This window comes from Pelagibius sp. 7325 (assembly GCF_037652055.1).
Classification (GTDB): Bacteria; Pseudomonadota; Alphaproteobacteria; order Kiloniellales; family Kiloniellaceae; genus Pelagibius.
The window spans coordinates 42,207-65,945 of sequence record NZ_JBBKAH010000006.1; the positions used below are offsets into that span (position 1 = coordinate 42,207).

General features: G+C 65.9%; 20 protein-coding genes. 8 read left to right on the plus strand and 12 right to left on the minus strand.

The window, feature by feature from the left end; translation table 11 throughout:
* Window positions 1-15: 15 nt before the first annotated feature.
* The 12 genes from WDC82_RS16240 to WDC82_RS16295 all read right to left on the minus strand — a co-directional run bounded on the left by WDC82_RS16240 (window position 16) and on the right by WDC82_RS16295 (window position 12,194).
* On the minus strand, window positions 16-597 hold the full coding sequence (locus WDC82_RS16240) for a hypothetical protein (protein WP_340118406.1): 582 nt from the start codon (window positions 595-597) through the stop codon (window positions 16-18).
* Window positions 598-749: 152 nt separating this feature from the next.
* The gene (locus WDC82_RS16245) at window positions 750-1,376 is read right to left on the minus strand and encodes a rhomboid family intramembrane serine protease (RefSeq protein WP_340118407.1); all 627 of its coding nucleotides are present in this window, start codon (window positions 1,374-1,376) and stop codon (window positions 750-752) included.
* A gap of 146 nt (window positions 1,377-1,522) precedes the next feature.
* Window positions 1,523-2,077, minus strand: coding sequence for a PAS domain-containing protein (locus tag WDC82_RS16250; RefSeq protein ID WP_340118408.1), 555 nt, complete (start codon window positions 2,075-2,077; stop codon window positions 1,523-1,525).
* A gap of 107 nt (window positions 2,078-2,184) precedes the next feature.
* The gene (locus WDC82_RS16255) at window positions 2,185-3,363 is read right to left on the minus strand and encodes a M20 aminoacylase family protein (RefSeq protein WP_340118409.1); all 1,179 of its coding nucleotides are present in this window, start codon (window positions 3,361-3,363) and stop codon (window positions 2,185-2,187) included.
* A gap of 25 nt (window positions 3,364-3,388) precedes the next feature.
* Window positions 3,389-4,432 carry an oligopeptide/dipeptide ABC transporter ATP-binding protein gene (locus tag WDC82_RS16260; RefSeq protein WP_340118410.1) on the minus strand — a complete coding sequence of 348 codons (1,044 nt, stop codon included), beginning with the start codon at window positions 4,430-4,432 and terminating at the stop codon, window positions 3,389-3,391.
* The gene (locus WDC82_RS16265; protein ID WP_340118411.1) at window positions 4,425-5,444 is read right to left on the minus strand and encodes an ABC transporter ATP-binding protein; all 1,020 of its coding nucleotides are present in this window, start codon (window positions 5,442-5,444) and stop codon (window positions 4,425-4,427) included. The genes WDC82_RS16260 and WDC82_RS16265 overlap by 8 nt, the downstream gene beginning before the upstream one ends.
* Window positions 5,445-5,449: 5 nt before the next feature.
* Window positions 5,450-6,421, minus strand: a complete 972-nt coding sequence (locus WDC82_RS16270; RefSeq protein ID WP_340118412.1) for an ABC transporter permease — start codon at window positions 6,419-6,421, stop codon at window positions 5,450-5,452.
* An 8-nt stretch (window positions 6,422-6,429) separates the two neighbouring features.
* On the minus strand, window positions 6,430-7,455 hold the full coding sequence (locus tag WDC82_RS16275; protein WP_340118413.1) for an ABC transporter permease: 1,026 nt from the start codon (window positions 7,453-7,455) through the stop codon (window positions 6,430-6,432).
* 99 nt (window positions 7,456-7,554) lie between these two features.
* Entirely contained in the window at window positions 7,555-9,138 is a 1,584-nt protein-coding gene (locus WDC82_RS16280; protein WP_340118414.1) for an ABC transporter substrate-binding protein, read from the minus strand.
* A gap of 197 nt (window positions 9,139-9,335) precedes the next feature.
* Complete coding sequence (locus WDC82_RS16285; RefSeq protein ID WP_340118415.1) at window positions 9,336-10,583, minus strand: amidohydrolase family protein; 1,248 nt, start codon at window positions 10,581-10,583, stop codon at window positions 9,336-9,338.
* A gap of 142 nt (window positions 10,584-10,725) precedes the next feature.
* Entirely contained in the window at window positions 10,726-11,436 is a 711-nt protein-coding gene (locus WDC82_RS16290; RefSeq protein WP_340118416.1) for a hypothetical protein, read from the minus strand.
* Window positions 11,433-12,194 carry a DUF2927 domain-containing protein gene (locus WDC82_RS16295; RefSeq protein WP_340118417.1) on the minus strand — a complete coding sequence of 254 codons (762 nt, stop codon included), beginning with the start codon at window positions 12,192-12,194 and terminating at the stop codon, window positions 11,433-11,435. The genes WDC82_RS16290 and WDC82_RS16295 overlap by 4 nt, the downstream gene beginning before the upstream one ends.
* A 213-nt stretch (window positions 12,195-12,407) precedes the next feature.
* Between WDC82_RS16295 and WDC82_RS16300 the strand changes: the two genes are divergently transcribed.
* From WDC82_RS16300 to WDC82_RS16335, 8 genes are all read left to right on the plus strand, one after another.
* Complete coding sequence (locus tag WDC82_RS16300) at window positions 12,408-14,255, plus strand: ABC transporter ATP-binding protein (protein ID WP_340118418.1); 1,848 nt, start codon at window positions 12,408-12,410, stop codon at window positions 14,253-14,255.
* Window positions 14,256-14,468: 213 nt separating this feature from the next.
* The gene (locus WDC82_RS16305; protein WP_340118419.1) at window positions 14,469-15,860 is read left to right on the plus strand and encodes an aspartate aminotransferase family protein; all 1,392 of its coding nucleotides are present in this window, start codon (window positions 14,469-14,471) and stop codon (window positions 15,858-15,860) included.
* 222 nt (window positions 15,861-16,082) lie between these two features.
* Entirely contained in the window at window positions 16,083-17,294 is a 1,212-nt protein-coding gene (gene hemA, locus WDC82_RS16310; RefSeq protein ID WP_340118420.1) for a 5-aminolevulinate synthase, read from the plus strand.
* Window positions 17,295-17,478: 184 nt separating this feature from the next.
* A complete protein-coding gene (locus WDC82_RS16315; RefSeq protein ID WP_340118421.1) occupies window positions 17,479-18,816 on the plus strand; it encodes an extracellular solute-binding protein in 1,338 nt (445 codons plus the stop codon).
* A gap of 221 nt (window positions 18,817-19,037) precedes the next feature.
* Window positions 19,038-20,132: an ABC transporter ATP-binding protein gene (locus tag WDC82_RS16320; RefSeq protein ID WP_340118422.1), complete on the plus strand. Its 1,095-nt coding sequence runs from the start codon at window positions 19,038-19,040 to the stop codon at window positions 20,130-20,132.
* A gap of 136 nt (window positions 20,133-20,268) precedes the next feature.
* Window positions 20,269-21,360: an ABC transporter substrate-binding protein gene (locus WDC82_RS16325; RefSeq protein WP_340118423.1), complete on the plus strand. Its 1,092-nt coding sequence runs from the start codon at window positions 20,269-20,271 to the stop codon at window positions 21,358-21,360.
* Window positions 21,361-21,450: 90 nt separating this feature from the next.
* Entirely contained in the window at window positions 21,451-22,719 is a 1,269-nt protein-coding gene (locus WDC82_RS16330; RefSeq protein WP_340118424.1) for an ABC transporter permease, read from the plus strand.
* 4 nt (window positions 22,720-22,723) lie between these two features.
* Window positions 22,724-23,575: an ABC transporter permease gene (locus WDC82_RS16335; protein WP_340118425.1), complete on the plus strand. Its 852-nt coding sequence runs from the start codon at window positions 22,724-22,726 to the stop codon at window positions 23,573-23,575.
* The last annotated feature ends 164 nt before the right edge of the window (window positions 23,576-23,739 follow it).

Sequence of the window (23,739 nt, forward strand, 5' to 3'; positions counted from 1 at the left end):
CTGTCTGCGATGACGCTAGTTGTTCGGAACGGAGTCCGGCGGCGGCCCGGCTTCCGGAATGGGTTCGGGCAGCTCGCTGGGAGGCGGCGTCACGTCCGGATCCGGCAGCGGCGCGGGCTCCGACGGCTCGGTCGAGTCGAGCGCGGGCTCTTCCGCAGGCGCGGGTTCCGGCTGCGGGGCGGCAACGGTCACCGTCGCCTGATCGGTGCCGTAGAAGATCATCGCGACGTCACCTTCAAAGGCCTCCGGCGCACGGTAGCCGACGGCACGTACAGGCACCGTGCCGCCGCACAGCAAGGCGACGCTCTGGCCGATGCCGGCATCGTAGACCTCGCCGACGCTGGGGCCTTGCGAGCCCTCACCGCTGAACATCTCGCCCAGGGCCGTCTCGAAGCTCGGCGGCTCCATGCCGCAGCGCTGGGAGCGCACGCCGTAGACGACGACATCCTCGCCGGGCTCGACGGTGAAGCTGCCGCCGAGCGGGATGCGGGGCGGGCCCGACTCGTAGAAGCCGCGCGGGCCGCCGCCGCAGCCGGCGGTCGCCAGCATCACAACCGCAATGGCGAACGCCGACGCGCCCTTCTGATAGCCCCTCATCGTACCCCCTCATACCTGACGACCGAGCTCCGGCCCTGCATCCGGGGATGCGGGGCGGATTCCTGCGCGGCGAAGGTACTAAGACCGGCTATCCCCCGTCAAACCGCAAAGGCAGCCAATCGGCAAAGGCAGGCGGGTCCGCAGTCGCCGGTTCAGAGCATCTGGATCCGCCGCGGCGTCCCCAGCAGGAAGGACAGCAGCGCGCCGGCGACGAAGCCGCCGGCGTGAGCCTTCCAGCCCACGGACGCTCCGGCCAGGAAGTCGGCAAGGCCGGTCATGCCAAAGACCAGGTTCAGGCCCAGGAAGACCAGCACGAAGATCAGCGCGCGGCGCCGCTGGTCGGAGCCGCCGCCGGCGAACATGAAGCGCATGGCCGCGCCGGTCATGCCGTAGACCGCCCCGGAGGCACCGATGAGCGCCACCGGCCCCGGCCCTGCGAAATAGAACTCGGTCAGCGCCCCGGCCGCCGCGGTCAGCGCGAAGAGGAGCAGGTAACGCACGAGCCCCAGCTGGCGCTCGACGAAGCTGCCGAAGGCGAGCAGGAATCCGAGGTTCAGCGCCAGGTGCATGAAATCGGCATGCAGGAAAGCATAACTGACCAGGGTCATCAGGCCCTGGGCGGTCGGCGCGCCGGCACCCGGCGGCCAGAACACCTGGGAAATGAAAGCGAAGGTCGTGAACAGCCAGCGCCAGGACGCGCCTTCCAGGGCATTCTGCAGGCCGAAAACCGCGACGATCGCGAGGGTCAGCCACAGCGTGCCCCGCGGCAGGTTGAACATCGGTTCGCCCCCGCGGCGGGGAGGCTGCGGCGGCAGATCGACAGGATCAGGCTGAGGAGACATGGAGATCGGACAATACCACGCGGAAGAATCACCTCCCGATGTGAGGTCATTAACCTCAGATGGCAAGCGGAAAGGGGCGCCTCTCAGCCCTTCCTGGGCTTGCCGGCGCGCTCGAAACTGCCTTCGCGGTGGACCGGGCCGGACTGTTCCACCACCACGATGAGCAGCAGGAACTGATCGACGCGGCTGTGATCCGCGGCCAGCGGCAGGATCAGGCGGTCATAGCGCAGGTAGCTCTCGCCGTCGCCGATGGGGTAGACCCGCTGGGAGAAGTGCGGCCGGGCATCCCGGCGCAGTTCGTCATAGAGGCCGTTGGCGCTCGCCAGATAATCGCCCTGATAGAGTTCCTCGAAGGTCTTGCCGGTCGGATCCCGTCCGGCGCGCGAGACGATCTCGGTGCCGGCCAGCCGGTAGCGATAGCGGTAGCCGCCGTCGGCCGGCTCCACCGCGATGACGGCCAGGCGCGGCAGGATCTTCTTGGGGAACTCGGTCGGGTCGATGTCCTTGCGGGCCGGCAGGCCGCCCCCCGGCCGGTGCGCCTGCCAGTAGTCGTGCAGCCAGACGTGTTCCGGGTGCGACAGCGCCGACAGCGGTGCCGCATCGGCGGCGTAGCGACGCTCCTGCGGGGGCTTACTCATTCAATCGGCCGTGCTCCGCCGAGTTGTACACTCCTGGAGGATATCTCTTTTGCGGCGAGCGGCAACCGCTGTCCGCAAAATCCCCAAAAAGCCCCGGCAGGCGGCCTTCAGCGCGGCAGTACCTGCTCGACCAGGGTTGCCCAGTAGCTGGCTCCGACCACGGCGATGTCATCGTTGAAGTCGTAGTGCGGGTTGTGCACGGCGCAGCCGCCGGGGCCGCCCTCGGTGCCATTGCCGAGCCAGACGTAGCAGCCGGGCTTGGCCTGAAGCATGTAGGCGAAATCCTCCGAGCCCATCAGCGGCTCGGCGCCGTTCACCACTTTGTCCTCGCCGACCACGCGGGCGGCCGCCGCCGCGGCGATGCCGGTCTCCGCCTCGCTGTTCACCAGCGCGGGGTAGCGCCGCTCGTAGCGCAGGGTCATGGTGGCGCCCTGAGACTCGCAGATGGCGCGGGCCATGCGCTGGATGTCCTGCTCCATGCGGTCCTGGGTCTCCTTCTTGAAGGAGCGCACGGTGCCGCGGATGACGGCGGTCTCCGGGATCACGTTCCAGGTATCGCCGGCGTGGAACTGCGTCACGCTGACCACCACGGAATCCATCGGCGCTGTGCGCCGGCTGGCTATGGTCTGCAGGGCCGATACGATCTGCGCGCCGGTGACGATGGGGTCGATGCCGAGCTGCGGCATGGCGGCGTGGGTGCCCTTGCCGGTCACCACGATCTCGAAGATGTCGAAAGCAGCCATGGCCGGGCCGCTGCGCAGCGAGACGGTGCCCACCGGCATGCCGGGCATGTTGTGCAGGCCGTAGACCGCCTCGACCGGAAACTGATCGAACAGGCCCTCCTCCACCATCACGCGGCCGCCGCCCTCGTTCTCCTCGGCCGGCTGGAAGATGAAGGTGACGCGGCCGTCGAAGTTGCGCGTCTCGGCAAGGTACTTGGCGGCGCCCAGCAGCATCGCCGTGTGACCGTCATGGCCACAGGCGTGCATCTTGCCGTCGTGGCGCGAGCGATGATCGAAACCATTCAGTTCCTGGATGTGCAGCGCGTCCATGTCGGCGCGCAGGCCGATGGCGCGGCCCGAAGCATTGCTCTGGCCGTCCAGCACGCCGACCACACCCGTCTTGGCGAGGCCGCGGTGCACCTGGATGCCGAACTCAGCCAGCTTTTCCGCCACGAAGTCGGCGGTGCGCTCTTCCTCGAAGGCGGTCTCCGGATGGGCATGGATATCGCGGCGCCAGCCCTTGATCTCGTCGTGGAACTCGGCGATGCGGTTGATGACGGCCATGGAATGAATCCTCTCGTAACAGCGCTCAGCGGGGGACGGCGCCGCGCGGCGGCAGGCGGCCTTCCTCCACAGCATGGCAGGATACCTCACCCGCCGCCGTCGCCAAGGGTTTCGGCGCCTCGCGGCGGCAGCGCGCCTCGGCGAAGGGGCAACGGGGGTGAAAATGGCAGCCTGGCGGCGGCGCGATGGGACTCGGCACCTCGCCCGCCACCGGAATGCGGGCCCGGCCGGTCATCTCAAGGTCGGGGATCGCATCCAGCAACATGCGTGTATAGGGGTGCTGCGGGCGGGCAAAGAGTGCCTTGGCCTCGCCCCACTCGACCAGGCGGCCGAGGTACATGACGCCGACGAAGTCGGAAATATGATAGACCACCGCCAGGTCATGGCTGATGAAGAGATAAGTCAGCCCCAACTCCCGTTGCAGGCTCTTCATCAGGTTGAGGATCTGCGCCTGCACCGATACGTCGAGCGCCGAAGTCGGCTCGTCGCAGACCAGGAACTCCGGATTGCTGGCCAGCGCGCGGGCGATGGAGATGCGCTGGCGCTGGCCGCCGGAGAACTCGTGCGGAAACTTCTCGCCGTCGGCGGCGGCGAGGCCGACCTGCTCCAGCAGCTCGCCCACCCGCGCGGCGATGGCCTTGCGGTCGCTGAGGATCCTATGAGCACGGATCGGCTCTGCGATGATGCCGGCGACGCGCCAACGCGGATTGAGGCTGGCATAGGGATCCTGGAAAATCATCTGCAGGCGCCGGCGGACCGGTGCGATCTCTGCCTGCGTCCGCAGCTTCGCCAGGTCGGCGCCGTCGATGACGATGCGCCCGCGCGTCGGCCCGTGCAGGCCGACCACGAGCCGCGCCACCGTCGACTTGCCGCAGCCGGACTCGCCGACCAGGCTGAACGTCTTGCCGCGCGGAATCCTGAAGGAAACGTCGTCGACCGCACTCAGCAGCACGCGTTTCTGACCCTGCAGCAGGCGGTTCAGCAGCGGCGGCGAGACGTCGAACAGCTTGGCAAGGCCCTCGACCTCGACCAGCACGTCCGCCTGCTCCTGCACCATCGCCTCACTCATGGGTCGCGCTCCGCATCGCCGCGTCGTCATAGAGCCAGCAGGCCGCCCGGCAGGAGTCCTGGGGCGCGCCGACGGATTCAAGCTCGGGACGGGCGCGCCGGCAGTACTCGAAGACCTTGGGGCAGCGCGGGTTGAAGGCGCAGCCGGCCGGAATGGCATCGAGACGCGGCATGGCGCCGTCGATCTGGGTCAGGCGCTCGACGTCGTGGCCGACCAGCGGGATCGAGCCCATGAGTCCGACGGTGTAGGGGTGCCTGGCCCGCAGCACCACCTCGGCCACCGGGCCAATCTCGACGATGCGCCCGGCGTACATCACCGCGACTCTGTCGGCGGTCTCCGCGATCACGCCCATGTCGTGGGTCACCAGCATGACGGCGGCGCCGTGCTCGCGGCAGAGCCGCTTCAAAAGAGTGATGATCTGCGCCTGGATGGAGACGTCCAGCGCCGTCGTCGGCTCGTCGGCGATGATGAGGCGCGGATTGGCGCAGAGCGCCAGCGCAATGACCACGCGCTGGCGCATGCCGCCGGAGAACTCGTGCGGGTACTGGTCGACGCGCCGCTCGGCGGCCGGAATGCCGACCTCCTGTAGCAGTTCGACGGCCCGCTTGCGGGCGCCCTTCTCGCTGAGATCGGTGTGGGTGAGGATGGTCTCGGTCAGTTGTCGCCCGACGGTGTAGAGCGGGTTCAGCGACGTCAGCGGGTCCTGGAACACCATGCCGATGTGGCGCCCGCGGATGCGGCGCAGTTTCTCGTAGGGCAGATTGTCGATGCGCCGGCCGTCGAAGCGGATCTCGCCGCCGGCGATGCGGCAGGGCGGCTCCAGGAGGCCGATGACGGCCGCGCCGGTCAGCGACTTGCCGGCCCCCGACTCGCCGACCACGCCCAGCACCTCGCCCTCGCCGATCTCAAAGGAGATGCCGTCGACGGCGACCAGTGTGCCGCGGCGGCCGGGAATCTCGATGCACAGATTGTCGACCTGCAGCAGAGCCTTCTTCGCGCTGTCCGACGGCATCGCGCTCACCGCAGCTTCGGGTTCAGGGCGTCGCGCAGCCAATCGCCCAGCAGGTTGACGGCGAGCACCAGGATGGCCAGCGCGGCACCCGGGAAGATGGTGATCCACCACGAGCCCGAGAACAGGAAGTCGTTGCCAACGCGGATGAGCGTGCCGAGCGACGGCGAGGTCGCCGGGACGCCGACGCCGAGGAAGGACAGCGTCGCCTCGGTGATCACCGCGATGGCGAGGTTGATGGTGGCGATCACCAGCACTGGCCCCATGACGTTGGGCAGCACATGGCGCAGCATGATGAGCAACGGCGGCACGCCGATGACGCGCGCGGCCTGAACGTATTCCTTGCCGCGCTCAACCATCGCCGAGCCGCGCACGGTGCGGGCGTACTGGACCCAGAACGACAGCCCGATGGCGAGCACCAGTACGGTGAACCAGATGTCGCCGTGCAGGTCGCGCGGCAGCACGGCGCGCGACAGGCCGTCGATCAGAAGAGCGATAAGAATGGCCGGAAAGGTCAGCTGGACGTCGGCGATGCGCATGATGACGGCATCCACGGTGCCGCCGAGGTAGCCGCTAAGCAGGCCGAGGCCGACGCCCAGTACCATGGCGAAAAGCACCGAGGCGAAGCCGACGCCCAGCGATATGCGCGCGCCGTAGATGATGGTCGAAAGAATGTCGCGCCCCTCGGCATCGGTGCCGAGCAGGAAGCGCGGGTCGCCGCCGTCGAGCCAAACCGGCGGGATCTCGGAATCGAGCAGGTCGATGCTGGCCAGGTCGAAGGGATTGTGTGGCGCGATGAGCGGCGCGAAAAGGGCCGCGCCGACGACGGCCAGGGTGACAAGCGCGGAGACCACCACCACGGGGGAGCGCGTGAAGGAGTGCCAGAGATCGCTGTCGAAGAAGCGCCTGAAGACGTCGCCGAGGCGCGCGACGGCACCGGCCGCTGCCGCTTCATCCTGCCGTTCTCCGCCGACGCCCATTCCGCCCCCTAGCCGTGGCCGCCGGCGACGACCTTGTCGGCGCGCAGGCGGGGATCGACCACATAGTAAAGCAGGTCGACGATGAGGTTGATAACGACGAAGAAGAAGCCGACCAGCATCAGGTAGGCCGCCATCACCGGGATATCGACCTCGGTGATGGCCTGCAGGAACAGGAGGCCCATGCCGGGCCACTGGAACACCTGCTCGGTGATGAGGGCGAAAGCGATGATGGAGCCGAGCTGCAGGCCGGTGATGGTGATGACGGGCACCAGGGTGTTCTTCAGCGCGTGGCCGAAGTTCACCGCCCGGTTGGAGAGTCCACGCGCGCGGGCGAACTTGATGTAGTCGGTGCGAAGCACCTCCAGCATCTCCGAGCGGACCAGGCGCATGATGAGGGTCATCTGGAACAGCGCCAGGGTGACCGAGGGCAGGATGAGGGCGAGCAGTCCCGAGGTGGTTAGGAAGCCGGTCGACCACCAGCCGAGCTGCACGGTATCGCCGCGCCCGAAGGTGGGCAGCTGCGGCACCAGGGTGAAGCCGAGCGCGGCGTTGATGTCCTGCGACATGACGCCGAAGACGAGGATCAGCAGGATGCCGATGAGGAAAGTCGGCAGCGAGATGCCGACTAAGGAAACGGCCAGAAAGGTCTGCGAAAGGAAGCCGCGCCGGTGGAGACCGGTGTAGACTCCCATGGGCACGCCGATGAACAGGGCCAGCGCGGCGGCGACGAAGGAGAGCTCCAGGGTCGCCGGCACGCGCTCGGCGATCAGCTCGGCCACCGGGCGGCGATGTCGGTAGGAAATGCCGAAGTCGCCCTGCACGGCCTTCACAAGGAAGCGGCCGTACTGCACGACGAAGGGATCATCGAGGCCGAGGCGCTGGCGCAGCTCGGCACGCTGCTCCAGGGTGGTATCCTGGCCGACCATGTTGTTGACCGGGTCGCCGACGTAGGTGAACAGCGAAAAAGCGATGAAGCCCACCGCCAGCATCACCAGCACAGACTGCAACAGCCGCCGGACGATGAAGGCGATCATGGGACCCAGACCCTGGCGCCGAAGAGAACGAACATCACCTGACCCGAATCAAAAAGGGGCCCGGGCGGAACGGCCCGGGCCCCCTTCATAGCACCCTGGCTACTTCACCGTCACGTGCCGCAGGTGGAACATGTCATCGGCGCGCTGGGCCACGCTCACCTTGTCGCTGACGCCCCATGACAGCGGCTGCTGGTGCAGCGGAATATGGCCGACCTCATCCGCGTGAATCCTGTTGGCTTCGTCGATCAGCGCCTGGCGCTTCTCCTGGTCGGTCTCCACCTGGATCAGGTCCGACAGCTCGGTCACCCGTTTGTTGCAGTAGCCGCCGAGATTGAAGGAGCCCTTGCCGTCCACCCGGCAGGACATGATCGAGTCGATGACATTGTGAGCATCGAAGGTCGAGGGCGTCCAGCCCAGCAGGTAGAACGAGGTGTCGTAGCCGTTCTGCGCCAGCACCTTGGCGAAGTACTTCGACTTGGTCTGCGCCAAGAGGTCGATCTTCACGCCGATACGGGCGAGCATCGAGGCCACCGCCTGACAGATCCGCTCGTCGTTCACGTAGCGGTCGTTGGGGCAGTCCATGGTGACGGTGAAGCCGTCCGGATAGCCGGCCTCGGCGAGCAGCGCCTTGGCCTTGTCGACGTCGTAAGGCAGCCGTGCGTTGAGCGCCGGGTTGAAGCCGTTGATCTGCGGCGCGATCATCAGGTTGCTGGGCGTCGCGGCGCCGCGCATGATCCTGTCCTTGATCGCCTCGATGTCGATGGCCTGATAGAAGGCCTGGCGCACGCGCTGGTCCTTGAAGGGGTTCTTGCCCTTCACGCTGGAATACAGCAGTTCGTCGCGGTCCTGGTCGAAGCCGAGGAAGATGGTGCGCGCCTCGGCGCCGGTCAGCGGACTGACGCCATCGGCGTCCTCCAGCCGCTTCCAGTCCTGCACCGGTACCGGGTAGGCCATGTCGACGTCGCCGGAAATCAGCGCCGCCACGCGCGTCGCGTCCTGCCCGATCGGCGTAAAGACCGCCTCGGTGACGTTGCTCTGTGCGTCACCCCACCAGTTCGGATTGGGCACCAGCACGGTGCGCACGTCCGGCTGGCGTTCCTTGATCATGAAGGGGCCGGTGCCGTTGGCGTTGAGGTTGGCGTAATTGCCCTGGTCGTCGCCTTTGACGTTGGTCGCTCCGGTGGTGCCGTGCTCCTCCGACCACTCCTTGTCCATGATCATGAAGATCTCGAGCTGAAGCGGCAGGATCGGATTGGGCTGATCGGTCACCAGGTCGACCGTGTAGTCGTCGACCTTCACCGCCTCCTTGATGAGAGTCGCGATCACCTTCATATCGGAGCCTTCGGAGTTGATCCGCTGGACCGAGAAGATGACGTCGTCGGCATTGAAGCTGTTGCCGTTGTGAAAGGTCACGCCCTGGCGCAGCGTGAAGCGCCAGACCGTCGGCTCGACGTTCTCCCACGAGGTCGCCAAGCCCGGCTGCAGCTGCAGATCCGGCGTGCGTGACACCAGGCCTTCGTAGAAGTTCAGCTGGAAGCCTAGGGTGAAGGTCTCGAACAGACCGTGGGGATCGAGCGTCTGGATGTCGCCCTGGAAGGCCCACTTGAAGGTCTTCGCTTCGGCGCCCAGGCCGCCGGCGAGAATGCCGGCGGCGGCAGCCACCGCGAAGAACCCACGCCTCAATCTTCCAGCTCTATTCTTCATCATTTGCCGCATCCCCCTGTCGATGTTCCGCCGGACCCAATCGTCCTCAACCGTTGATTTAGTTATTGAAGAATGCAACTGCTGATAATACTTGCGAAAAGCCGCCCGAACAGGGTTAGCCTATTACGAGCCGGTCGCGCAAAACAAGCCGCTTGCCCGGCCTTACAGCGCCCGGTTCACGGCAGCGCCCGCTTCATGAAGATGCCACCTTTCATGATGACCGGCAGGTGCGCACCCTGGTCTTCCAGCAGGGCGAGGTCGTCCAGCGGATCGCCGTCGACCACCAGCAGGTCGGCATAGGCGCCGGGCGCCACCACGCCCAGGTCGCCCTCGGCGTTCAGCAGCGCCGCGTTCACCGAGGTCGCCGAGCGCAATATCTCCGCCGGCGACAGCACCTCGGCGCGGATGGCGAACTCGTGCGACTGGTGCTGCTGCATGGCGCCCAGCAGGTCGGTGCCGAAGCCGATCGACACGCCGGCGGCTTTCAGGATCTCGAGCGACTGCACGCCGGCCGCGCGCACCACCTTCAGCTTCTCCAGGCCGACCGCCGGGAGACCGAGTTCGGCGCCGAAGCGCTCCAGCATCTGGTAGGTCACCAGCGTCGGCACGACGTAAGCGCCGGCCTCCGCACACTGTCTAGCAGTTGCCGCGTCGATCAGGTTGGCGTGCTCGATGGAGCGCACCCCGAAAGCCACGCAGCGCGCAATCGCTTCCGGCGTATAGGCGTGTGCCATGACGTAGGTACGCCACGATTGCGCTTCCCAGACGATGGCGCGGATCTCCTGTTCCGAGTACTGCAGGTTCCAGATCGGATCGGTCGGCGAGGAGACACCGCCGGATGCCATGATCTTGATCTGCGTGGCGCCGCGGCGCAGCTCCTCGCGCGCCGCCTTCTGCACCGCCGGCACGCCGTCGGCGATGACACCGAAGATCGGCCCGCTCTGGCTGCAGAAGCAATAGTCGCCGTGACTTGCTTCCAGGCCGCGGAAGTCGGCGTGGCCGCCGGTCTGGGTCAGCGCGCGGCCGGCATAGAACAGCCGCGGCCCCTCGATGAGCCCCGCCTTCACCGCCATCGCCAGGCCGTAGTCTGCGCCGCCGGCATCGCGCACCGTGGTGAAGCCGCGCTTCAGCGCGGCCTCCAAGAGGTGTCTTGCATGCTGGTGCAGGTAGGAGCGCGGCAGCCCCTCCATCTTGGTGAAGTCGGGCTCCGCCGCCATGGCATGGAAGTGCGCGTCGATCAGGCCAGGCATGAGGGTGCGCCCCTTGAGGTCGATGACCTCGGCGTTCGCTGCCTTGATGGGTTTGTCCGAGACCTCCCTGATGCGCTCGCCCTCGACGAGGACGTGGTGGCCGTCACGCAGTTCGCCGCCCAAGCCGTCGAACAGCCGGGCGTTCTCGAAGAGAATCATCGCGCGCTCGCCCACCCCTGAACGCTCCCTCTCCCTAGGTTCCAACCATGGGAATCGGCGTTCATGCTAAGCTCAGGCCGCAAAAGCCGCAATTGTGAAACAGTGAGTCTCAGCCTTTGAGACAAAAGGTCTAGCCGTCCGAGCTAGTCCGCGCCGATCAGTATACGAAGGTGCCGATGCCAACGACGACAGGCTCTTCGTCCATGAAATCGAAGAGCAGTGTCCAGTTCGTAGGGCTCCCCTCAAGGTCCAGATGGTAATAAGCGGGAGAATGCGCCGCGGCCGACGACAAGCTCACGCCCACCAGCTTGAACGATTTCCACAGACCGAACTCGCTTTCGAAGTCCCGGAATATTTGACCTGCCCGAGCGGAGGGAAAGGTCACGTCGGCCAAGGCATCAGGACCACTTGCCGAGGAAAGTCTTTCCCATACCCGAACTGCTGCCAGAAATACACCCGGGCTGATATCATTCGTGATGACATAGCGCGGGTCGTCCTGACGCGGACAATCTCCCTCAGCAACCATCATCGACACGCTGCGGTCGCCTAGATATGGCTTGTCCGCTGGGGGCGTATGCGTCCAGTTGCCATCTTCGTGGAACAACCGGCGCATTGTGACCTGACAAACACCGAAGGGGTGGTGCAGAGGCACGGATACGAAATCATAGGTCCTGGTTTCCGGATCACCCCAGACCGAGCAGGACTTGATCGCACCAGGGGAGACCTTCTCCAACAACTCTCGAACTTCCGGCGGTGCAGTCTCGGAATCCGGAAAGTAATATCCGCAGGAATAACCCGCCACGATCTCCGCCTGCACCGGTGTTGTGGCTGCCACCAGCAGGAACGCCAAAATGATGAAGCCTCTCATCCCCCGCCCCCCTTCCGCAGGTCGCGCAGCGCCGCGCGGGCCAGCGGCTCCGCCTCGGCCCAGCCCATGCCGGGCTTCAGGCGCGGGTCGTAGAGTAGGCGCAGAATGAGGCGATCCTGCGGCGTGAGGGCGACGTACTTGCCCGCATCGCCGAACACCGACTCGGCACTCGGATCGAGATCGTGCAGGAGACCCAGCGCCTGTGTCGTCTGCTGCACCAGGCAGCCCTCGACGGTGCGGTCGCCGCGGTCGGTACGCAGGAAGACCACGGCGAAGCCGATGCCCTGCCCGCCCGGCCAACCGCCCCACAGGAAGCCGAAGCAGGTGGCATCCGGCGCCATGGCGTCCAGCCGCCTGTCGAAGCTCGACGGATCGGCGATGCGGTGGGCGAAGCGGCTCCGGTTGTCACGCACAGCCGCGAAGGGATCGTCGTCATAGAAGACCAGCAGGTTCGCCTGATCCGCCGGCGCCTCGGCGATGGCAAGACCGGTGAGGTCCGCGAGTTCGGCCAGGTGGCGCCGCGCCGCCGAGCGATAGTCCGGCCTGTCAGTACCGATCACGGCAGCGCGAATCGGGCCCGTCCACTTGGCCAGATGGCCGCCGCTGATCGTGGGTTGGCCATAGGCGACGCGGTGGAAATCGGCGAGGATCGCTTCCTCTGCCGGATCTGGCGCCAGGTCCCCTGAGGGCGCGGGCGCCGTGCAGGCTGTCAGCAGCAGCGACCCGGCGAAGGCCCAGGCTGCAACGCTTTTACGCATGATCTTGCTTTTCTCCTGACATGCCCGCCGCCGTTGGGCGGCGACGGGGGGCAGCAGCCCTGACCATTTCGCACGGCTGGTGGCGAGGATAGCTGCTATCATCCTTCTGGCGGCAAGAATTTGCGGCGGATTTGCCTTCGCCTGCGGCCGCCCCCAAGTATGAGGTATCCACCCGACCGCGACCCCTAGCCAGCGAGCCGCAAACCGCCCAGCATGTATGCCTTCTTCGAGCGCCTGTTCGACCCCCTCGCCCCGTCCGACATCACCCGCCCGCCCAAAGGCACGGTGGCGTTCTTCTGGCATTTCCTGGGGCCGATCCGCGGGCTGCTGATCGTCACCCTGGCGATCTCGGGCATCGCCGCCGGTGCCGAACTCGCGCTCTATGCCTTCCTCGGCGTGCTGGTCGACTGGGTGACCGTGAGCACGCCGGAGAACTTCCTCGCCGAACACGGCTGGATGCTGGCCGGCATGGCCTTCGTCGCGCTGTTCCTGCGTCCGCTGGCGACCCTGGTGTCGCGTGGCCTGATCAATCTCAGCATCGCGCCGGGCCTCACCAACCGGGTGCGCTGGCTGAACCACCGCTACGTGGTGCGCCAGAGCCTGACTTATTTCCAGAACGACTTCGCTGGGCGCATCGCCCAGAAGGTGCTGCAGACCGGTCACGCGGTGCGCGAGGCGGTCATCAATGTCATCGACGGCGTGTGGTTCCTGCTCATCTACCTGGTCGGCACGCTGGCACTCTTCGCCGGCATCGACTGGCGTCTGCTGCTGCCGGTGCTGGTATGGACCCTGGCCTATGCGGCCGTCATCTACTTCATGGTGCCGCCGGTGCGCCGCAAGTCGGCGGCGGTTTCGGAATCGAACTCGACCCTGACCGGGCGGATCGTCGACAGCTACACCAACATCCAGTCGGTGAAGCTGTTCGCTCATGCCGAGCGCGAAGAAGACTTCGTCGCCGAGGTGATCGACCGCCACACCCTGAACCTGCGCCAGCTGATGCGCGCGATCTTCCTGATGACGGTGACGCTGACGCTGCTCAACACCGCCCTGATCCTGGCGGTCACCGGGCTGGCCCTGGTGCTGTGGATGGACACGGCCATCACCGTCGGCGCCATTGCCGTGGCCATCGGCCTGATCATCCGCCTCACCCAGATGTCGGGCTGGATCCTGCGCACCGTCACCAGCCTGTTCGAGAACATCGGCACGGTGCAGAACGGCATCGAAACCATCTCGCAGCCCTATGCCGTCACCGACAGCCCGGGCGCGCACGACCTCGCCGTCCGCGAAGGCGAGGTGCGCTTCGAGGCGATCGGCTTCCACTACGGCCAGGAAGGCGGCATCATCGACAGCCTCTCGCTGACGGTGCAGCCGGGCGAGAAGGTCGGCATCGTCGGGCGCTCAGGTGCCGGCAAGTCGACCCTGGTGAACCTGCTGCTGCGCTTCTACGACCTGGAGAGCGGGCGCATCCTGATCGACGGCCAGGATATCGCCGAGGTGACTCAGGCCAGCCTGCGCGCGCAGATCGCCATGGTGACGCAGGACACCGCCCTGCTGCACCGCTCGATCCGCGACAACATCGTCTACGGCAAGCCGCAGGCCAGCGAAGCCGACATGCGCCGCGCTGCCGAGTTGGCCGAGGCGGCCGGCTTCATCCCCGAGCTGCGCGACCTGCGCGGCCGGCGCGGCTACGACGCCCATGTCGGCGAACGCGGCGTGAAGCTCAGCGGCGGCCAGCGCCAGCGCATCGCCATCGCGCGGGTGATCCTGAAGGACGCCCCGATCCTGGTGCTCGACGAGGCGACCTCGGCGCTCGACTCCGAGGTCGAGGCGGCGATCCAGAGCCAGCTGCAGCACCTGATGACCGGCAAGACGGTGATCGCCATCGCCCACCGCCTCTCCACCATCGCCGCCATGGACCGGCTGGTGGTGATGGACAAGGGCCACATCGTCGAAGAGGGCAGCCATGCCGAGCTGCTGGCCCAGGGCGGCCTCTACGCCCAGCTGTGGGAGCGCCAGTCCGGCGGCTTCATCGGCGTCGACGAGACCCGCAAGGCGTCCTAAGCCCGCTCGGGCAGAGAGCGAAAACTCAACCGTTTACAAATACTTGTGCCCATGCGCGGGCCACAAGCCGCCTATGCGCCCTGCTTCGGGGGCAAAGGCTTGGCCTTCCCCGCCGGCTGGGAGTAGGCTGCCCGCGGTCCCGCATCTGTCCCGCCACCGGCCGTCGCCCCGCGCCGCCGGAGCCGGGATACGACACTGTCTTAGGAGAGCCCCATGAGCGTCCGGCCAAACTCGGCGGCCAGCCGTGATATCGCCTATCACCTGCACCCCTACACCAACGCCCGCAAGAACGAGGAAGAGGGCTCGCTGATCCTCGACCGCGGCGACGGGGTCTACGTGATCGACGAGGACGGCAATCGCTATCTGGAGGCCATGGCCGGACTGTGGTGCGCGGGCCTGGGCTTCAGCGAGAAACGCCTGGTCGACGCCGCCACCAACCAGATGTCGAAGCTGCCCTACTATCATTCCTTCGCGCAGAAGACGGCGACCCCTGTGGTCGACCTCGCCGAGAAACTCGTACAGATCACCCCGGCTCAGCTCACCAAGGTGTTCTTCGCCAATTCCGGCTCCGAGGCCAACGACACCGTCGTGAAGATGGTGTGGTACTACAACAATGCCATCGGCCGGCCGGAGAAGAAGAAGATCATCGGCCGCATCAAGGGCTATCACGGCGTGACCGTCGCCGCCGCCAGCCTGACCGGCCTGCCCTACGCGCAGTTCGATTTCGACGTGCCGATCGCCAATATCATCCACACCGGCGCGCCGCACTATTACCGCTTCGCCGAAGAAGGCGAGAGCGAGACCGACTTCGTCGACCGCCGGGTCCGCGAGCTGGAGGAACTGATCCTCGCTGAAGGCCCGGACACCGTCGCCGCTTTCATCGGCGAGCCGCTGCAGGGCGCCGGCGGCGTCATCGTCCCGCCGGCCGGCTATTGGGAGAAGACCCAGGCCGTCCTCAAGAAGTATGACGTGCTGCTGGTCGCCGACGAGGTCATCACCGGCTTCGGGCGCACCGGCAACCTCTTCGGCTGCGAGACCTTCGGGATCAAGCCGGACATGATGAGCGTGGCCAAGCAGTTGAGCAGCGCCTACATGCCGATCTCGGCGGTGCTGGTCACCGATGCCATCTACCAGGCCATCGCCGACAACTCGGCCAAGCGCGGCTCCTTCGGCCACGGCTACACCTACAGCGCCCACCCGGTCTCCGCCGCGGTGGCCCTTGAGACGCTGAAGATCTACGAGGAGCGCAAGATCGTCGACCATGTGCGTGCGGTCTCGCCGCGCCTCTTGGACGGCTTGAAGGCCTTCGCCGGCCACCCGCTGGTCGGCGAGGTGCGCGGCATCGGCCTGATCGCCGCCGTCGAACTGGTTGCCGACAAGGCGACCAAGGCGCCCTTCGACCCGCTCGGCAAGGTCGGCGGCTTCTTCGCGGCGCGCGCCCAGGCGCACGGCGTGATCTTCCGCAACCTCGGCGACACCATCGCCTGCTGCCCGCCGATGATCATCACCGAGGCGGAAATCGACGCCGTCCTCGCCGGCTTCCGCAAGGCGCTGGACGAGACCGCCGCCTTCGTCGCCGAACAGGGCCTGGCGCAGGTCGCCTGACGTCCGGACCCCGATTTACTGATCCAGGTCATTGTTGGGACGGGCTTTCTGTGGCGATTTGACGCGGAAGGCCTACCCCCATGAGGACCATTTCCGGGGGTGCCCTGCCGGGGTATTTTGTTAGTATGCTCCTCCCCGGGGCCCTCTAAGGGCCGCACGATGGTAGGGACCGGTACCCTGAGGAAATTTAAGGTCCCGGGAACACGGGAAATCAGAGTCGCCATGGATTTCGAGCGCTTTTTCGCCCAGGAGATGGCTGCCCTCAAAGCCGAGGGCCGCTACCGCGTGTTCGCCGACCTTGAACGCCATGCCGGCGCCTTCCCGCATGCCAGATGCTACAGCAAGCAAGGCGAAGGCGAGGTGACGGTCTGGTGTTCCAACGACTACCTCGGCATGGGCCAGAACCCCGCCGTCCTGGCCGCCATGCACGGCGCCATCGACAAGTGTGGCGCCGGTGCCGGCGGCACCCGCAACATCTCCGGCACCAACCACTACCACGTGCTGCTGGAGCGCGAACTGGCGGGCTTGCACGGCAAGGAAGCCGCGCTGCTGTTCACCTCGGGCTACGTCTCCAACTGGGCGGCGCTGGGCACTCTGGCGGCGCGCCTGCCAAACTGCATCGTGTTCTCCGACGCCCTTAATCATGCCTCGATGATCGAGGGCATCCGCTATTCCAGAGCCGGCAAGGCGATCTTCCGTCACAACGACCCCGAACACCTGGACCAGCTGCTGAGCGAGGCCGACCCGGCCGCCGCCAAGCTGGTTGCTTTCGAATCGGTCTATTCGATGGACGGCGACATCGCCCCTATCGCCGAGATCTGCGACGTGGCCGACAAGCACGGCGCCATGACCTATCTGGACGAGGTCCACGCCGTCGGCCTGTACGGTCCGCACGGCGGCGGCATTGCCGAGCGCGAGGGCCTGATGGACCGCCTGACGGTGATCGAGGGCACCCTGGGCAAGGCCTTCGGTGTGATGGGCGGCTACATCGCCGCCTCCGCCGCCCTCTGCGATTTCGTGCGCAGCTTCGCCTCCGGCTTCATCTTCACCACCTCGCTGCCGCCGGCGGTGGCCGCCGGGGCGCTGGCCAGCGTCTCCCACCTGCGCCACAGCCAGGCCGAACGCGAGGCCCACCAGGAGCGCTCGGCCACCCTGAAGCGCCGGCTCACCGAGGCCGGCCTGCCGGTCATGCCGTCGCAGAGCCATATCGTGCCGGTGCTGGTCGGCGATCCGGTCGCCTGCCGGGCCGTGACCGACCGCCTACTGGAGCAGTACGGCATCTACGTGCAGCCGATCAACTATCCCACCGTGCCGCGCGGCACCGAGCGGCTGCGCCTGACCCCGACCCCCCTGCACAGCGACGTCGAGATGGACCGCCTGGTCGACGCCCTGACGGAGATCTGGCAGGTCATGAACCTGCGCCGCGCCGCCTAGCCGTCTTCCAGCCCCCTTTCGGCTCTCACCAGCAAACGCTCCCCAACCCACAATTGTTACAGCGCGGTCGGGGCGGCGCCATTGCCCCGCGCGGCCTGCCGGGCAATGCTAGGTTCGCGCTGCGCAGACCGCGGGCCGCCGGGGGGAATCCATGCCGGCCCGCCAGTTGGGGGAGAGCAAGCACATGACCAACGGCAGGCACGCCGCCAGCCTGATCGGCGTTCTATTCCTGGGAACCGTCCTGGCGACGACAGGCAGTCCCGTGCGGGCCCAGGATGCCCCCGCCGGCGCCAGCGTGGACTCGACAACCGAGACGCCTCCTGCCGCCGACCCGGCCACCGGGGCCGTGCCCGAAACGGTTCCTGCGGCCTCGTCCGCGGCACCGTCCACCGACAGTGTGGATAGTGCCACGCCGGTTGAGAGCGGCGCCGGCCCGGCGCCGGCCGCCGCCGCCGCGTCGAGCGGCGACACGCCCGAAGTCGAGCCGGCCAAGCCGACGGGCCCCCTGGTGGTGGTGTCCTGGGGAGGCGTTTATTCGCAGAGTCAGGAAGAGGCGATCCATCATCCCTTCACCCGCACCACCGGCATCGAGATCAGCCGCAAGGTCTATGGCGGCGGCTTGGACCAGCTGCGTGCGCAGGTCGAGGCCGGGGAAGTCACCTGGGACGTGGTTGACGTCGATCCGGTCGATGCCGCCGAAGGCTGCGCGGAGGGGCTGTTCCAGCAGATGACCTTCATGATGCCCGCCGCGTCCGATGGCACCGTGGCGAGCGCCGACTTCCTGCCGGGCACCCTGCAACCCTGCGCCGTCGGCTCCCAGGCATGGTCGATGCTGCTGGCCTACAGCACCGGCCCGGACGGCGTGCGCGCCGATGATGCCAGCCCGACCACCCTGCAGGATTTTTTCGACACCGATCGCTTCCCCGGCGGCCGCGGCCTGCGCCGCACTCCGATGGCCAATTTGGAATGGGCGCTGCTCGCCGACGGCGCCGCACCGACCGAGATCTACGACCTGCTGCGCACGGAGGCCGGCGTCACGCGCGCCTTCGCCAAGCTGGACAGCATCCGCGACGAGATCGTCTGGTGGAACGACCCGCGCGAGCCGGGACGTCTGCTGGCGAGCGGCAGGGTCATCATGACTTCGACCTACAACGCGCCGGCCTTCGCCGATATCGCCGTGCGCCAGCAGCCCTTCGCGCTAATCTGGGATCACCAGCTGTGGGACATCGACCTCTGGGCCATCCCCGCCGGCGCGCCCAATGGTGAAGCGGCGCAGCAGTTCATCCGCTTCGCCACCGGCACCGAGCCCCTGGCACGACAGACCCGCTGGATTCCCTACGGCCCGGTGCGTCGCTCGGCGGTCGCCGAGGTCGGCAGCTACGTCCATGCGGACGTCGAGATGGCCGACTTCCTGCCCACGACGGAAGAGAACCTGGCGTCCGCCCTGCGTAACGATGCGCTGTTCTGGCGCGAGCGGGGTCCGGAACTGGTGGCACGCTTCAACGCCTGGCTCGCGCGCTGAACGTTTCGGCGGCCGGCTCTTGCCACCAATAATCCGAGAAGACCCACGGGAATCGCAACCTTTCCGTGCACCGTGGCGCGTTCCCTTTTTCAAGGTTTCATCCCCCGATACGATCAGCTAGGCTTCGCTCCATAATACAAAGAACCACAGGCATCAGGCATCCAGCTCGAGCATTTGTGGTTATACTAATAGTAACTTGGGGGCGCAGGGAGAAACCGCGAGTGGCAAGCGGAGACGAGGACTTTATAGTTCGCTTCGTCGGCGTGCAGAAGAGCTACGACGGAGAAACACTGGTCGTCAAAGACCTGAATCTAGACATCAAACGGGGCGAGTTCCTCACCATGCTCGGCCCCTCGGGCTCAGGCAAGACGACCTGCCTGATGATGCTCGCTGGCTTCGAATCGGCCACCCACGGCGAGATTCTGCTGAACGGCCGGCCGATCAACAACGTACCGCCGCACAAGCGCGGCATTGGCATGGTGTTCCAGAACTATGCCCTGTTTCCCCACAAGACGGTGGGCGAGAACCTGGCCTTTCCCTTGCAGGTCCGGCACATGGGCAAGGCCGAGGCGGAGGAGAAGGTCAAGCGGGCCCTCTCGATGGTTCGTCTTGACGGATACGACAACCGCCGCCCGAGCCAGCTCTCCGGCGGCCAGCAGCAGCGCGTGGCGGTGGCCCGCGCCCTGGTCTTCGAACCGGATCTGGTGCTGATGGACGAACCGCTGGGCGCGCTGGACAAGAACCTGCGCGAAGAAATGCAGTTCGAGATCAAGCATATCCATGAAACCCTTGGCGTATCGGTGGTCTATGTGACGCACGACCAGTCCGAAGCGCTCACCATGTCGAACCGCATCGCCGTCTTCGACGACGGAGTCATCCAGCAGCTCGCCACGCCGCCCAAGCTCTACGAGGAGCCGGAGAATGCCTTCGTGGCCGCCTTCATTGGCGAGAACAACAAGCTCTCGGGCCGCATAACGGCGGTGAACGGCCAGAGCTGCACCGTCGAGCTGGACAGCGGCGGCAATGTCGAGGCGCTTGCCGTCAACATCGGCGGGCCCGGTGACAGGACCACCCTGTCGCTGCGGCCCGAGCGGGTCCTGATCAATCCGCCGGCGGACAAATATCCCAACACTTTCGAGGCCAAGGTCGAGGAACTGATCTACCTGGGCGATCACATCAGGACGCGGGTGAACTTCGCCGGAAACGATCAGTTCGTGGTGAAAGTCCCCAACGCACAGGGCCACGCCATCATCGACGAAGGCGGCGCGGTCCGCGTCGGCTGGGCCTTGGAAGACTGCCGAGCCTTGGACGCATGAGGTCTCGGGAGCTATATATGAGGTAGCAAGGTTGCCTCGCCATCAGGCCGGGGGGGCCGTTCGCGGAGGCAGCAGGTTCAAAGCACTGCCAAACTGCCGGCAACGCCCGGTGATCCACAACAGGGAGAACCATTAAATGAAGAAGACTTTGCGATACACCACCATCGGCCTCGCCGGCATCGCCGGTCTGGCCTTCGCCGCCTCGGCGCAGGCGGTAGAACTGAACGTCGTCTCCTGGGGCGGTGCCTATACAGCCAGCCAGCTGAAGGCCTACCACCAGCCCTATATGGCGGCCAACCCCGACGTTCAGCTGAACTCGCTCGACTACAGCGGCGGCCTCGCCGAGGTGCGTGCCCAGGCGGAAGCCGGGAACGTGACCTGGGATCTGGTCGACGTTGTCGTTGCCGACGCCATCCGCGGCTGCGACGAGGGCCTGTTCATGGAACTCGACCACAACGCCATGCTGGAAGCCGCGCCCGACGGCACGCCGCCGATGGAAGACTTCCTCGAAGGGACGGTCTCCGACTGTTTCGTTCCGCAGATCATCTACTCCTTCGCCTTCGCTTACCGCACCGACGCGTTCAAGGGCGAGCAGCCTAAGACCATGGCTGACGTCTTCGACCTGGAGAAGTTCCCGGGCAAGCGCACCCTGCAGCGTTCTCCGGTCAACAATCTGGAGTGGGCCCTGATCGCCGACGGCGTTCCGGTAAACGAGGTTTACGACGTGCTCGACACGCCGGAGGGCATCGAGCGTGCCTTCGCCAAGCTCGACACCATCAAGAGCGAGGTGATCTGGTGGACCGAGGGTGCCGTTCCGGCACAGCTGCTGGCCGATGGCGAAGTTGTCTTCGGCAACGGCTATAACGGCCGCCTGTTCTCTGCCATCGAGGAAGAGAAGCAGCCGCTGGCCATGATCTGGGACGGCCAGGTGCTGGACATCGACGGCTGGGCGGTTCCGGCCGACGGCAAGAACATCGATGAGGTGCTGAAGTTCATGCGCTTTGCGACGGACACGCAGCGCCTTGCAGACCAGGCCAAGTACATCTCCTACGGCCCGGCCCGCAAGTCCTCTCTGCCGCTGGTCAGCACGCACGCTGAGCTCGGCATCGACATGGAGCCGCACATGCCGACCAAGTACGCGGAACTGGGTTTCCTCACCAACTTCCAGTGGTGGGCCGATAACCGCGACGAACTGAACGAGCGGTTCGAAGCCTGGTTGCAGCAGTAAGGGCAGGCAGGGGGACGGACGGCGTCCATCCCCCACTCCCTTCGGGCTTGCCCGGCACCTAAAGACTCAAAGATCAAAAGCGGACGGGATATGGCAGAGGCAGCATCGGACCCGCGCGACGTTATGCGGACGGCCGACGGCACGCCGTTGAAAGTGTCGATCGCCCGCGCGCTCAGGCGCAACCGGCTGATGGCCCTCGGCCTCATTGCCCCGCTGTTCTTGTTCATCCTCTTCAGCTTCCTCATTCCCATCGTCGATATGTCGCTGCGCAGCATCGACAATTCGGTGGTGCCCGATAACCTGCCGAGAACCGTGGAGGCCCTCGCCGACTGGGACGGTGAGAATTTACCGCCGGAGTCGGCTTTCGCCGCGCTGGCCGAAGACCTCAGAGACGGCCGCGAGAGCAGGGAGATCGGCAAGGTCGCCACGCGCCTCAACTATGAAATCAGCGGCATGCGCGGCACCGTCATGGGCACCTCGCGCCGCGTCGACCGGATCATCGAGAGCGGTGCCTTTAAAGAAGGCCTGATCGATGCCAACGAAGATTGGGGCAAGCCGGAAACCTGGCTGCTGCTGAAGCGCCTCAGTTCCCCCTACACTTTCGGCTATTACCTGAATTCTCTCGACCTGCGGTTCGATCCGCAAGGCGCAGTCGAGGCCCAGCCGGAGTTCCGGCGGATCTATGTCGATCTCTTCATCCGCACCCTGTGGATGAGCCTGCTGATCACCGGGTTGACCATCCTGCTCGGCTATCCCATCGCCCACCTCATGGCGACGATGCCGCTGCGCTACAGCAACCTGCTGATGATTCTCGTGCTGCTGCCCTTCTGGACGTCGCTGCTGGTGCGCACCACCGCCTGGATCGTGATGCTGCAGTCCGAGGGCGTGGTGAACAGCGTCCTGGTATGGATCGGCATCCTCTCCGACGACGGCCGCCTCGAACTGATTCACAACAAGGTCGGCACCATCGTCGCCATGACGCATATTCTGCTGCCGTTCATGGTGCTGCCGCTCTATAGCGTGATGAAGACCATCCCGCCGAGCTACATGCGCGCGGCGCGCTCGCTCGGCGCCAACCAGTTTACCGCTTTCGTGCGCATCTACATGCCGCAGACGGTGGCAGGCATCGGCGCCGGCAGCATTCTCGTCTTCATCCTCGCCATCGGCTACTACATCACCCCGGCCCTGGTCGGCGGCACCTCCGGCACCCTGATCAGCAACCAGATCGCCTATCACATGCAGTCGTCGCTGAACTGGGGCTTGGCCGCCGCCCTCGGTGTCATCCTGCTCGGCCTGGTGATCGGGCTTTACTTCACCTACAACCGCCTTGTCGGCGTCGACAAAATGAAGCTGGGATAGAAAAATGGCGCTTCCTGCTTACGCCGGCCCGCTTGAGCGCACCTGGTACTACAGCTACCGGGTGATCTGCGCGGCGATCTTCCTCTTCCTCATCGCCCCGATCCTGGTGATCATTCCGCTTTCCTTCAATGCGGTGCCCTTCTTCACCTTCACGCCGGAAATGCTGAGCTTCGATCCGGCAGGCTACTCCCTGCGCTGGTACCGCGACTTCGTGAACAATCCGCAGTGGATCCATTCGCTGCAGAACAGCTTCATCGTCGCCATCGCCTCGACCATTCTGGCGACGGTGCTCGGCACCCTCGCGGCTCTCGGGCTGAGCCGGCCCTATACGCCCTACAAGTCCATCATCATGGGTCTGCTGATCTCGCCGATGATCGTGCCGCTGATCATCTCCGCGACCGGCATGTTCTTCTTTTACTCCTCCATTGGCCTGGCGCAGACCCATCTCGGCATCATCCTTGCCCATACCGCCCTCGGCACGCCTTTCGTCGTCATCACCGTGACGGCGACGCTCATCGGCTTCGACCAGAGCCTGATCCGTGCCGCCCAGAATCTCGGCGCTTCGCCGACCACGGTGTTCTTCCAGGTCATCATGCCGCTGATCCTGCCGGGCGTGATCTCGGGCGGCCTCTTCGCCTTCATCACCTCTTTCGACGAAGTGGTGGTCGTGCTCTTCCTGGCCGACTTCGACCAGCGCACCATTCCCCTGCAGATGTTCTCCGGCCTGCGCGAGCAGATCAGCCCGACCATCCTGGCGGTGGCCACGATCCTGGTGACGTTCTCGATCATATTGCTGACGACGGTAGAACTGCTACGCCGGCGCAACGAGCGCATGCGCGGCATGTCGCCCCAGTAAAGTCCCCCGGCACAGCAACCCGCCGGCCCCACCACCGGTCCCCCCAAGGCCCTGCCCCCCTTAGATATAGCTGAGAATGCTTCGCATTTGCATCTTTATGGACAAAGTACCCGCAGTCGCCTATATTCCTTCTTGCCGGGCAGCCGCCCGGCCCGCAGGGACTG

Excerpts from the sequence above, each read along its gene's own strand:
- WDC82_RS16240 (WP_340118406.1), bottom strand. The coding sequence starts at position 597 with ATGAGGGGCTATCAGAAGGGCGCGTCGGCGTTCGCCATTGCGGTTGTG.
- WDC82_RS16245 (WP_340118407.1), bottom strand. The coding sequence starts at position 1,376 with ATGTTCAACCTGCCGCGGGGCACGCTGTGGCTGACCCTCGCGATCGTC.
- WDC82_RS16250 (WP_340118408.1), bottom strand. The coding sequence starts at position 2,077 with ATGAGTAAGCCCCCGCAGGAGCGTCGCTACGCCGCCGATGCGGCACCG.
- WDC82_RS16255 (WP_340118409.1), bottom strand. The coding sequence starts at position 3,363 with ATGGCCGTCATCAACCGCATCGCCGAGTTCCACGACGAGATCAAGGGC.
- WDC82_RS16260 (WP_340118410.1), bottom strand. The coding sequence starts at position 4,432 with ATGAGTGAGGCGATGGTGCAGGAGCAGGCGGACGTGCTGGTCGAGGTC.
- WDC82_RS16265 (WP_340118411.1), bottom strand. The coding sequence starts at position 5,444 with ATGCCGTCGGACAGCGCGAAGAAGGCTCTGCTGCAGGTCGACAATCTG.
- WDC82_RS16270 (WP_340118412.1), bottom strand. The coding sequence starts at position 6,421 with ATGGGCGTCGGCGGAGAACGGCAGGATGAAGCGGCAGCGGCCGGTGCC.
- WDC82_RS16275 (WP_340118413.1), bottom strand. The coding sequence starts at position 7,455 with ATGATCGCCTTCATCGTCCGGCGGCTGTTGCAGTCTGTGCTGGTGATG.
- WDC82_RS16290 (WP_340118416.1), bottom strand. The coding sequence starts at position 11,436 with ATGAGAGGCTTCATCATTTTGGCGTTCCTGCTGGTGGCAGCCACAACA.
- WDC82_RS16295 (WP_340118417.1), bottom strand. The coding sequence starts at position 12,194 with ATGCGTAAAAGCGTTGCAGCCTGGGCCTTCGCCGGGTCGCTGCTGCTG.
- WDC82_RS16300 (WP_340118418.1), top strand. The coding sequence starts at position 12,408 with ATGTATGCCTTCTTCGAGCGCCTGTTCGACCCCCTCGCCCCGTCCGAC.
- WDC82_RS16305 (WP_340118419.1), top strand. The coding sequence starts at position 14,469 with ATGAGCGTCCGGCCAAACTCGGCGGCCAGCCGTGATATCGCCTATCAC.
- hemA (WP_340118420.1), top strand. The coding sequence starts at position 16,083 with ATGGATTTCGAGCGCTTTTTCGCCCAGGAGATGGCTGCCCTCAAAGCC.
- WDC82_RS16315 (WP_340118421.1), top strand. The coding sequence starts at position 17,479 with ATGACCAACGGCAGGCACGCCGCCAGCCTGATCGGCGTTCTATTCCTG.
- WDC82_RS16325 (WP_340118423.1), top strand. The coding sequence starts at position 20,269 with ATGAAGAAGACTTTGCGATACACCACCATCGGCCTCGCCGGCATCGCC.
- WDC82_RS16330 (WP_340118424.1), top strand. The coding sequence starts at position 21,451 with ATGGCAGAGGCAGCATCGGACCCGCGCGACGTTATGCGGACGGCCGAC.
- WDC82_RS16335 (WP_340118425.1), top strand. The coding sequence starts at position 22,724 with ATGGCGCTTCCTGCTTACGCCGGCCCGCTTGAGCGCACCTGGTACTAC.